Genomic DNA, 10,814 nt, shown 5'->3' with positions numbered 1-10,814 from the left:
CAGGGAGACATATGTCTCCCTGTTTTTTTATTACAATACGTGTACGACCACATCTCTGCGACCGAAATTCAATGCGTCGGAAACGGAATCCATAGCCAAATCGATTCGATTTCCCACAATACCTCCGCCCGTATCGGCAGCAACGGCATATCCGTATCCTTCAATATATAATTGACTTCCCAACGGAATTACATTGGGATCTACGGATACCATTCCGTATGCCAAAGGCTGTCCCGTTGCGGTATATCCGCTATTGCCGGGATCATCGGCAGTATAAGCAGTAGCTTCCATTACAATTGTATTATCGACAGGAATAGGTTGTCCGCTGGCAGTTGATAACGCATTCATCGTCTGCGTGCCGACAATACCGTCAGCCGTCAACCCATGATCCGCTTGGAACCGTTGTACAGCAGCCTGTGTACCGCTTCCAAACACACCATCCGCCCCGTCAGTCAAATATCCCGTGCCGATTAGCATATTCTGAACACTCGCAACGCGTGTGCCTGTCATTCCTAAAGAAACATTAGCCATTACGATGGCTGATAAAGATAAGGTAAAAATAAGAGTAAGTAAAAGTATTGTGAATTTCTTCAAAAAACCACCTCGATTAAACAGTAAGCTCTGCTTACGGTGAGTATAGCAAAAAAAGATGGTTAAGTCAAAATTCTACAGTTTTATACATAACTATTGATATTTTTATACCTTTTTGTAATGGTCGATCAACTATTTTCTCATGTATTTTAGCTGTTTTTCTAATGTTTTTTCCCTTATCTTGTATAGCCTTTTAATTATTATACAATTTCTTCTTCTGCCAAGCAACGTACCGCCTCAGCCGATTGCGGAGAATCCGTTAATATATAAATATAATCTCCCGCCTGTATTACAGCCCGACTGTCAGGAATAATTTCCCCGTCGCCTCGCTTAATATCCACCAAAGCTACCCGTTCCGGCCATTCAACGGACGTTACTTTTTTACCGTCCAAGCGACTGCCGCCGATAACAGCAAACTCTATGATATTGCGCTGATTCTCATGAGTTCCGACTTTATTCCCCGTTTTCAGGAGTCGTTCAAGCAAGGTATCATAAATAGGCTTGCCTCCACAAAGCTTGGCTGTTACCAAAGCAATCAAAGAGGCCATGCATAATACCAGCAAATGCTCATATGAACCGGTCATTTCCATAATCAGAACGGTCCCCGTTATGGGAGAGTGCACAGAAGCCGTAAAAAATGCAGCCATGGAAATAATGACAATATTTGATAAGTAAGCTTCTTCTACCAGTCCGATTTGAATGAACCCGATGCCGATTACACTCCCCGTTAAGGCTCCGATAACCAGGATTGGAAGGAAAAATCCCCCGGGAACTCCGCTACCGTAGCTGACTAACGTAAATAAAAACTTTCCGACCAACAGAATCCCGAAAAGTTGCAATGATAAAGGCATACTATGCAGTGAATTAATTAAATCATTACCGCCACCCAAAACCTGCGGCAGCACATAACCCAAAATTCCGGCAGTAAACAACGCGAATGCAACAGGCATCCAAGGTTTCCTGAATACGGGCAATTCATAAAACTTTCGCGATGCCAATAATCCCTTATTAAATACCAATCCGCACAATCCCAAGATAAGTCCTAGAATAACAGCTAACCACGTGTATTCAACGGGAAAGGTCGGTAACATTCCGAACTGAAATACCGACTGTCCCCCAAACATAAATCGACATAAAACGGCGGAAATCAAGGCTGCCGCCATAGCCGGAGCCAAAACTACGCCGGAAAAATTGCGGTGCAGTTCTTCCAAGGCAAAGAGTACTCCCGCTAAAGGGGCATTAAAAGCCATTGCCAGACCGGCACTGGCCCCCGCTGTGATTAGATACCGTTCTTCCATACGCGTGCGACCCATAGTCTCACTAATCCCTTGAGCCGCCACGGCTCCCAACTGAATGGACGGCCCTTCACGTCCCAGTGACAAGCCCAAGCCGATTCCCAAAATTCCGCTAAACAACTTTACCCACAAAATCCTCCACCAACACATGTGCAAAGCACAGGCAATTGCCCCTTTTACTTGCGGTATGCCGCTTCCTGCCGCATCAGGTTCATAAGCAACACAGCGCCACAAAATATATCCGGCCGCGGCAAGTGCTGCAAACCATAGAAGGTTTACCCATAAATCCGATTGTATTAATATAGTATATATATATTCTCGCAATAAAGTTCCTTTTTCCAAAGCAAAGCGAAAAAAACCGGCCGTCAGGCCGGCGAATACACCTACCAGAGCCCCTTCGGCAAAAAGCCGTAGACGAAACCGCGGCCAAGTGTTTAATTGACGAATTGTCGGAATCAATTGCCCCGAAATATGCATAATATCCTCCCGAAAGTTATTCTCTTCGTATTATAGCACAGGCTGATTCGTCTATCTGAAATTGACAAGGCTCCTTTTATCGTGTTACCTATAAATGAATATAATGGAGGTAATTATGGCTCAAAATATATTAGTCATCGCTTGCGGCGGCGGCCTTGGAGCCGCACTGCGCTTTTTAGTTTCTTTTTATGCCAATGAACACGGCGGCTTGCTTTTTCCGTACGGTACAGCTATCGTAAACATTGCGGGTTCCTTTATGATCGGTCTATGTGCCGCATATTTTTCCGTACACGCCGATTTGCCGCCGGCAATAAGACTCTTTGCCGTTACGGGAGTTCTCGGGGGATTTACGACCTTTTCCACTTACAACCTCGAGCTTTTAACGCTTATTCGTACGGGCCACCTCTCTTATGCCTGTCTGTACGGTTTGCTCAATGTCGGAGTTGCTTTCATCTGTTGTTTTATAGGTCTCATTGCGGGAGAATCCTTTTTTTAGTATTTTTAAAGGATTTTTCAGACTGACGACGAATCTTATATATAACCATAATTAAGCATCGGACTGTCCGATGCCGGAGGTGTTTCCTATGACCGCAACTTCTGTTACCTTTTCCATTCGAACGGCAGTCCGCAAAGTTATGCCGTATATGATGGAAATGAGAGAATATTTTCATGCTCGCCCTGAAACGAGCGGCAATGAATTCGATACATGTAAAACTATTTTTCGCGAACTAAGTCTTCTGGGTGCCGAAGACATCCGCATCATTGCCGGCACGGGGGTAACTGCCCTAATTCGTGGAGCGCTTCCCGGTCCTACCGTATTATTACGCGCCAAAACAGATGCCGTCGCCTTGGATGAAAATAATGATTTACCCTATGCATCCCTGGTTTCCGGCGTCATGCATGCGTCAGGGCATGACGGACTTATTGCCAACCTGTTAGGTTTGGCTAAAATACTGACATCCCATAACGACCAGTTGCATGGCACCGTTCGCCTGGTTTTCGAACCCGATACGGAAACCGGAGGTTGCCTCGACAAAATGATTGACAGCGGTATTTTGTCAAATCCGTCTGTCGATTACGTCTTGGATATGCAATTGGACGGATCCTTAAAAGGAGGCTATCTAGGCCTTGCAACGGGGCCTCTCTTTGCATCCCGCGACGATTTCCGTCTGGCTATACACGGAAAAAGCGGTCGTCCTTATGCCGTCTCCACAGATGAAAACGCCTTTACAACAGCTATTAAATTCATGCACGAGGCCGTCACTCAGGTGGATGCTTTGCCGAACAACAAAGCATCTCTGTCTTTTTCTTTCGATTCGAATAGCGGTAATTTAACCGTACTCCCGGCTTGTATAAGCATTTCCGGCACCTTACGAACTTATGACTCACAAATCCGTGACAACCTCCTTCAGAAGTTGCATTCTCTGTATCCGAACGGACATTTGTCAGTCATTTCCCGATCGGATGCCGGAGAAAATGATGCGCAACTATGCAAGCAGGCTTATCAAGTTTTGGCTGAATACGGAACTGATCGTTTCACTTGTCTTCCTATGAATCCCGGATTTCACTCTGACGACATCACTCGGCTTGCCTCTAAATGCCCGACTCTCAGCGTTTTTGCCGGAATCAACCGTGATACCCCCGTTTATGACGGTTCTCCCGACTTCATTTGGGATACGGTTATGCTTAAATATACCTGTGAAGCACTGGCAACCCTCGTGTATTATTTGCCGCTCTATCGCTAATTCCATTTTTACGTATTCCTCTTTTGAAAGGCGTACCTATGGTCTTTTTATTTATTATCGAACACACAATGTTGCCTATCTTCGGCCTTACGGCACTAGGCTTTCTGTTGGATAAAAAACTTCATCTGGACGTACGAACATTATCAAAGTTTTTAATGTACATCGTCATTCCGTCTTTCATTTTCACGAGTATTTACACTACGGACTTTCCTGCTACGAGTGTTCCTATTATTTTAACAGTCCTCTTTTTCTTGATACTGTCAGCCTTAATCGCTGAAGGGGTCGGTAAAGCTCGCGGCTACGATGCCGGTATGATTCGTGCCTGTCGCAATGCACTCATGTTTAATAACACGGGAAATCTGGGCGTATCTTTAATCTTACTGATTTTTTCACACCCCCCTTTTTTGGTGGACGGACAACCGGTTTACTTGGCCGAAGCCATGGTAGTACAGTTGGTCATTTATGTGATTCAAAGTGTTTTTCTTAATACCTTAGGATTGTACCAGGCAGCTCGCGGTAACCTGACAGTTCACGATACACTGAGTGTCATCTTTCGCATGCCAATGGTATATATGATCAGTGCCGCCCTGATTTGCCGCTGGGCCGAAATAGATGCGACTCAATTCTTTTTCTGGCCGGTTCTGGATATGGCCGGACACGCCTTGTTGCCCGTAGCTATGATTACCGTAGGGATTCAACTGTCCCAAAGCGGCATAGGCCGTTTCAATACAGACGTCTGCATTGCCGGTGTAATTAAACTCATTTTTTTACCTATACTGGGACTTTGCACGGTTTACGCAGCTAACTGGATGGCTCCCGGCACCTTTTCGGCTGTCGGCTCTATGGTATTTCTCGTATATTGCTCTATCCCTACAGCAGTCAATACGGCTTTTTTCGCTATGGAATTTAACAATAACGGGGATTACGCCTTACAAACGGTTATGAATACGACTGCTTTCAGCGCCTTTACCATACCGATTGTTGTCTATTTAGGACATCTTCTTTTCGTCTAATATCTGAAATTCTTTACTGTGAAAGGACTCTTTCTCGTGAGCAAACATATTTCCATACTGGACTCGGCCAGAACCGTAGCCGTTTACACGGCTACGGCTGCAAGTCTATTAGCCGTGTACGCCGTACCGGCTATTTATTTTTTTCCGATCGCTTCGTCAGAAACCACTTTTTGCACATCTCTTTTCGGTCGTATAGGTATCGTCTTTTTCACCGTTTCTCTAAGTGTACTTTTTTTTATCGGCGCCTATTGCTGTGCCGCTACCTTACACATTCATAATTTCACCTATTTTTTTCAGAAAAAGGGAATACGAATTGTTCTTCCGACCTTTGTCGCTTTTATCTTTTTAGTGCCTCTTCTTACCGTCCTCGCACATCTGTTTGATGCGGATAACGAACTCCCCTTTTTTTCGACGACGTTCATTTATAGTGCATACGCTCCCGGACCGTATGCTTTTCTGGGCGTATTTCTTTTTCTTTTGTTGCTTTCCGCCTTGTTAAAAAAATTTTCATCGACCTTTTTCAGACATCGTTACAATACATCGTTTCAAAAGGTATTACTGACATCTACATTCTTACATGTTGTAATCACCTTAATCCTCATATGCGGCATTAACATAAATCTCCGAACCGTCGAAATACTAACGACCCTCATCGGTTGGAGTATCTACTACGTTGCAGGTATACAAGCTTACCGCGCCCGTATTTTTGCAAACAATACCTTCAAACCGGCCTTTGCTTGGGTCGTCGCTTTTATTATTTTTCTGAGCCTTTCTCTGACAGACTTTGCCGGCATGTATATACCTGTCTTCTTGACCCTTGCGGCCGGTACGGGTATACCCGCCTTTTTATACGTAGGCTCTCTGTTTTCCGTGTCTTGCGGTACAAAGCGTATATTGGCCCAACGAGCTTACGGCATCTCGTATACCGCCTATATCGTCGCACTTACCATCCGTTCCTTACTTACCCCTTTCGACTTTCCTCTATGGCTATCCATGTGTCTTACTCTTTTAGCTACGATTGCTTACCTTCGCTTTCTCGACGAACACCTATTAAGCCGCATCCCCTCATTTAAGGATCCGTAGTACAATTTGGCATTTGGCAAGGATTTCCGTCTATGCTATGATAAGACAATATTTTGAACACCAGCTATTTTACGCAGAGGAGAACTGTTTTGGATACATTATTGCAACTAATGGAGTCTTACGGTTATATTGCCATGTTTTTCGCCATGGCTGCCGAAAATGCCAATATTCCCATTCCCAGTGAAGTTATCTTGGGGTTTGCGGGCTTTTTAATTTCTCAGGGCGTCTTCGAGTTTATGCCTACGTTTATTATTGCCTGTCTGGCCGGAATCTTCGGCTCCGTTATAAGCTATTTTCTCGGCCTTTACGGAGGCCGTCCCTTATTGCTGAAATACGGCAAATACATTTTCTTTAATGAAAAGAAATTCCAGCTGACTGAGCGTCTTTTTGATTCTTACGGAGGCATTGCAGTCCTCGTCTGCCGTTGCTTGCCCGGTGTTCGCACCTTTATTTCTTTCCCCGCCGGAGTAGCGCGCTATCCTTTCTTCAAATTCATCATTCTGACAACCGTCGGGACCATTCCTTGGACTTGGCTACTCGTTTGGGCCGGATCCGTTTTAGGCAGCCACTGGCGTGATCTTATTGAATATAATCACATCTTCCTCATTGCCTTGATTGTCTTGGCAGCTGTTATCACTCTTGTTTTCTTCATTAAACGCAGAGGTAAATAACCGCTATGAAATTTTTTACCGCTTATATTCACGAGAATCGTTACGGGTTAGGTATCATCCTTTTGGCAGCAATTTTTTTGCTGCCTTTTTTAGGTGCCTTTCCCCTAATCGACCCGGATGAGCCCGTATATGGGCAGACGGCTCGTGAAATGCTGGCTGCCGGCGACTGGTTGTCACCTCGCATATACGGAAATTTTTGGTATGACAAGCCGCCGTTATTCTACTGGTTGGAAATGATTTCCTACTCGCTCTTCGGCATCAGCGACTACACGTCTCGCTTACCGAGTGCCGTTATGGGAATCGCTACCGTTGCTACCGTTTATGTTCAAAGTCGGGCCGTTTTCAATAAACACATCGCATTCCGAGCTGCCCTTATACTGTTGACATCCGTCGGTTTTATTTATATAGCCAAGGCGGCCGTTACGGACATGACCCTCGTCTTCACTCTAACGTTCAGCATGTTTGCCTTCTACCGTAAACAATACTACCTCGCTTACTTCGGATGCGGTCTGGCTTTGCTGGCCAAGGGCCCCGTAGGATACGCCTTCCCGGCATTGATCATGCTGCTTTATATCGCAGGTACTCGCCGTTGGTCTTTGCTGAAAGAGATGAAAATCCCTCAAGGTATTCTTCTGGCCTTTCTTGTCGGCCTGCCCTGGTACGTGTATATGTACATCGTACACGGTACAGACTTTACAAATGTTTTTATCGGTTATCATAACATTACACGCTTTGCTGCTCCGGAACATCCCGGGCAAAACAGCATCTTCTTTTTTATTCCCATCGTATTGGGTGGCCTCATGCCTTGGACAGGAGCCCTTTTTCAAGCACTTATCCGTTGCCTTCGCGGCAACGGCCCGTACCGTGACGGACTCCTCTTCTGTTTCATTTGGTCTACCTTTATCTTTATTTTCTTTTCTCTTTCTCAAACACAATTAGTCACGTATATATCTCCCCTCTTTCCGCCCCTGTCGGTTATCTTGGGTTGGTATACCTATGCCTTGAAGCGAAACGGCAAGCTCCCGCGTATCTGGTTGGCCGTCTCCTACATAGGCGGCGTCATCCTGCTGGCATGCAACGCCATCCCGCTGAATGAAAGTGCCCTGTTCTTTGCAACCCCCATCCTTTGGGCTTCCGTTTTACTGACCTTGGCCCTCATCATACCTGCCGCCTTTATGCACTTAAAAAGATGGCGTTCCGCCTTACTTTCGGCAGTGAGCTGTATGTTTGTATTTATGACTGTTGCCTTTGCCGGTATTTTGCCTCAGTCAGCCGAATATATTTCCGGCAAGGCCATTGCCGAAGAGTATATCTCCTTAAATCATTCCGGTCCCGTATATATTGAAAAATTTCTTTGTCCCGCCTTGGCTTTTTACGGCAATACGACCGGTGTATCCTGGGAATCTCAAAACGCTCCCGACTTTGCAACTCTACGCCGTGAGACCCCCGATATATATGTAATCATGCAGCAATCAACCTATAATAAATTATTGCGTACTCACACTGATTTAAGCGACTATAACATTATTGCAACTACACCGGGACAAGTAATTCTCGCCGGTAGGAGGTAACTCGTGAAATATGCTCGTCTTCTCATCCCGGTCTGTATCATTTCATTTCTTTTCCTTTCCATCGGCAACAGTCTGCTCGCCGTTACAGATCCGGTAGAATCCAACTACGCCTTAACGGCCAAAGAAATGGTGCTTTCCGGGGACTGGCTATCCCCTCGAATTTACAACACATTTTGGTTTGATAAGCCCGTCTTCACTTACTGGGCACTTTGCGTATCTTACGCTCTCTTCGGCTTTTCCGACTTTGCCTCACGCCTTCCCTTCACGCTCTGCGGTGCCCTTTCCGTAACCATGCTGGCCTATTACATAAAACGCCGCGGTAATGAGACCGCTACGGCAATCCTGGCCGCTACCATGACCGCTACCTCCCTATTGTTCTGGGTTATTACCCGTTCCGTCTTGACAGACCAGTTTCTTTTCTTATTCACGGAAATCTCTCTTTTCAGCTTGTACATAGGGCTCTCGGAAAATAATCGTCGCCATATCTATATCGCCTATGCAGCCGCTGCCGGTTCAGTCTTAACCAAGGGGCCTGTCGGCATCGTCTTGCCCGGACTTATCATCCTCGTTTACATTGCCTGTGAACGCAAGACTGCTTACCTCAAACGACTTTTTCGCCCTGACGGCCCTTTCCTGTTTTTATTTCTTTGCTTACCGTGGTACGTTTATATGCACATCACTCACGGGCAAGCCTTTTGGGACGGATTGTTGGGCTTCAACAACGTCACGCGGGCCGTCATTGCTGAACATCCCGAAGAAAATGTTTGGTACTACTATTTACTCGTTGTCCCTGTCGGACTTTTGCCTTGGACGGGGGTCGCCTTATATGGTATAAAAAAGGCTTTTCACCGTACCGGATTTCCGCTCTTTGCTACTCTCTGGGCCGGTATAACCGTCCTTTTCTACACGCTTTTAGCTACCAAATACCCGACGTACGCTTATATTGCGCACATTCCGCTCATGTGGTTTGCCGCTGTCGGAGCTGTTTACCTTTACAAATCCAATCGGCGTATAATCCAGTTCATAGCCGTAGGTCCTGCGTTCTTTTTCTGGATTCTCTTTTTCGGGAGTGCTTTGTTTGTTCGCGTCGACTATCTGCATCTGGGTTCTTTATGGCCCTTAATCGTCTTTATTCCTACAGCCATACTCATCATCTCGATTGCTTTGTATAAAAGGGCGTACCTCGCCATATCTCCGCTCATTGCTATGGCTACAGCCGCCATTTACGTTCTGTTGACTTGGCAGGTTCTGGTTCCCTTTTACGAATATCGTTCAACAATACCGCTTGTCACAGCTTCTCGGAATCTAAAGGGGCACATATATTTTTTTGAAGAATACCGTACATCCTTTGAATATTATACGGGCCGTTCTGCCGTACTGATCGCTCCTGCCGAATATGATGAAAGTGCTCGCCTCAAACGAGATTCAGTCTGGTCTCGCAAGCACCTATTCAAAACCGAAGAAAGTCACTCCTTCTCATCGCGTTTACACGCCGGAGAAAATCTGACTCTCATCGTCCCGAAAAGCCGCACCACCGATTTCGAAAAAAGCGAATTTAAAGACTTAATGACCCTTCAAGGGGTCTACGGAACCTTTTTTGTCTATACGCCGAGAGAGGAGATATTATGACCGTATCCTCATTCATTGATAATTTAAAATCTTATACCGGTGAGAACGTCTTCAATCCCTGGCGAGACTACGATTCAAAGAGCGATATCGGCCCCGATGCACCGATGATTCGCCGTAACCAGTTAATTGAATTCTTAAATCTCCGTTTAGCCCAGGCCCGATATATTCTTATTGCCGAGGCGGCCGGATACCAGGGGGGGCATTTTACGGGAATCGCATTAACCTGTGAACGGATGCTTTTAGGTCTGCATAAAAAAACGAATCCGAATCTGATTCTCGGCCATAAAGGTATTCGAACCAGTCGCCCCGACAGCCCTTATATGACCTCTGATGCACAACGAACAAGCGGAATGAACGAACCGACGGATACTTATGTATGGGGAGCTGTCGCAGACAACGGTTTAAATCCGTGCGAAGTCCTGCTTTGGAACATTTTTCCTTTTCACCCCTACAAAGAAGGCATTTTGTTCTCCAATCGGACACCGACAACTCAAGAGCTTACGATTGGCCTGACCTATACCAAAGAACTCTTGGCTCTTTGCCCTTCGTCAGTTCGTATCGGAGCTATCGGTCGCAAATCAGCGGAAACCTTGTCTTCAGCCGGTATAACGGCTACAGCCATGCGGCATCCGGCTAATGGCGGCGGCAGCCGTTTTCAACGCGAATTTACTCAATGGGTAAGTACTTGCCCGTAACAACTTCTCTTCGTAGATGTTGAAATACATAAAAAAGGTGACAA

Annotated in this window: 10 protein-coding genes; 8 read left to right on the top strand and 2 right to left on the bottom strand. The window is 45.8% G+C overall.

Annotated features, from left to right (window positions below):
- Positions 1–30: 30 nt before the first annotated feature.
- Together HMPREF9429_RS03520 and HMPREF9429_RS03515 are read right to left on the bottom strand one after the other, a co-directional pair.
- Positions 31–531 carry a peptidoglycan-binding protein gene (locus HMPREF9429_RS03520; protein ID WP_006941677.1) on the bottom strand — a complete coding sequence of 167 codons (501 nt, stop codon included), beginning with the start codon at positions 529–531 and terminating at the stop codon, positions 31–33.
- Between the two features lie 260 nt (positions 532–791).
- Complete coding sequence (locus HMPREF9429_RS03515; RefSeq protein WP_006941670.1) at positions 792–2,363, bottom strand: ClC family H(+)/Cl(-) exchange transporter; 1,572 nt, start codon at positions 2,361–2,363, stop codon at positions 792–794.
- A gap of 115 nt (positions 2,364–2,478) precedes the next feature.
- Between HMPREF9429_RS03515 and crcB the strand changes: the two genes are divergently transcribed.
- The 8 genes from crcB to HMPREF9429_RS03475 all read left to right on the top strand — a co-directional run bounded on the left by crcB (position 2,479) and on the right by HMPREF9429_RS03475 (position 10,770).
- A complete protein-coding gene (gene crcB / locus HMPREF9429_RS03510) occupies positions 2,479–2,859 on the top strand; it encodes a fluoride efflux transporter CrcB (protein ID WP_040773643.1) in 381 nt (126 codons plus the stop codon).
- A gap of 88 nt (positions 2,860–2,947) precedes the next feature.
- On the top strand, positions 2,948–4,108 hold the full coding sequence (locus HMPREF9429_RS03505; RefSeq protein ID WP_040773640.1) for a M20 metallopeptidase family protein: 1,161 nt from the start codon (positions 2,948–2,950) through the stop codon (positions 4,106–4,108).
- A 38-nt stretch (positions 4,109–4,146) separates the two neighbouring features.
- On the top strand, positions 4,147–5,121 hold the full coding sequence (locus HMPREF9429_RS03500; RefSeq protein WP_006941666.1) for an AEC family transporter: 975 nt from the start codon (positions 4,147–4,149) through the stop codon (positions 5,119–5,121).
- Between the two features lie 36 nt (positions 5,122–5,157).
- Positions 5,158–6,204: a hypothetical protein gene (locus HMPREF9429_RS03495; protein ID WP_040773638.1), complete on the top strand. Its 1,047-nt coding sequence runs from the start codon at positions 5,158–5,160 to the stop codon at positions 6,202–6,204.
- Positions 6,205–6,293: 89 nt separating this feature from the next.
- Positions 6,294–6,875, top strand: coding sequence for a DedA family protein (locus HMPREF9429_RS03490; RefSeq protein WP_040773636.1), 582 nt, complete (start codon positions 6,294–6,296; stop codon positions 6,873–6,875).
- Between the two features lie 5 nt (positions 6,876–6,880).
- Positions 6,881–8,446, top strand: coding sequence for an ArnT family glycosyltransferase (locus tag HMPREF9429_RS03485; protein ID WP_006941662.1), 1,566 nt, complete (start codon positions 6,881–6,883; stop codon positions 8,444–8,446).
- A gap of 3 nt (positions 8,447–8,449) precedes the next feature.
- The gene (locus HMPREF9429_RS03480) at positions 8,450–10,075 is read left to right on the top strand and encodes an ArnT family glycosyltransferase (RefSeq protein WP_006941658.1); all 1,626 of its coding nucleotides are present in this window, start codon (positions 8,450–8,452) and stop codon (positions 10,073–10,075) included.
- Positions 10,072–10,770, top strand: coding sequence for a uracil-DNA glycosylase (locus HMPREF9429_RS03475; RefSeq protein ID WP_006941655.1), 699 nt, complete (start codon positions 10,072–10,074; stop codon positions 10,768–10,770). Before HMPREF9429_RS03480 ends, HMPREF9429_RS03475 begins: the two co-directional genes overlap by 4 nt.
- Positions 10,771–10,814: the final 44 nt, after the last annotated feature.

Source organism: Megasphaera micronuciformis F0359, assembly GCF_000165735.1.
Lineage (GTDB): Bacteria > Bacillota > Negativicutes > Veillonellales > Megasphaeraceae > Megasphaera > Megasphaera micronuciformis.
Note: the sequence above shows the minus strand (reverse complement) of the source record. Positions and strands in the feature narration are given on the sequence as shown.

Coding starts and splice junctions, on each gene's coding strand:
- HMPREF9429_RS03520 (WP_006941677.1), bottom strand. CDS start 531: ATGGCTAATGTTTCTTTAGGAATGACAGGCACACGCGTTGCGAGTGTT.
- HMPREF9429_RS03515 (WP_006941670.1), bottom strand. CDS start 2,363: ATGCATATTTCGGGGCAATTGATTCCGACAATTCGTCAATTAAACACT.
- crcB (WP_040773643.1), top strand. CDS start 2,479: ATGGCTCAAAATATATTAGTCATCGCTTGCGGCGGCGGCCTTGGAGCC.
- HMPREF9429_RS03505 (WP_040773640.1), top strand. CDS start 2,948: ATGACCGCAACTTCTGTTACCTTTTCCATTCGAACGGCAGTCCGCAAA.
- HMPREF9429_RS03500 (WP_006941666.1), top strand. CDS start 4,147: ATGGTCTTTTTATTTATTATCGAACACACAATGTTGCCTATCTTCGGC.
- HMPREF9429_RS03485 (WP_006941662.1), top strand. CDS start 6,881: ATGAAATTTTTTACCGCTTATATTCACGAGAATCGTTACGGGTTAGGT.
- HMPREF9429_RS03475 (WP_006941655.1), top strand. CDS start 10,072: ATGACCGTATCCTCATTCATTGATAATTTAAAATCTTATACCGGTGAG.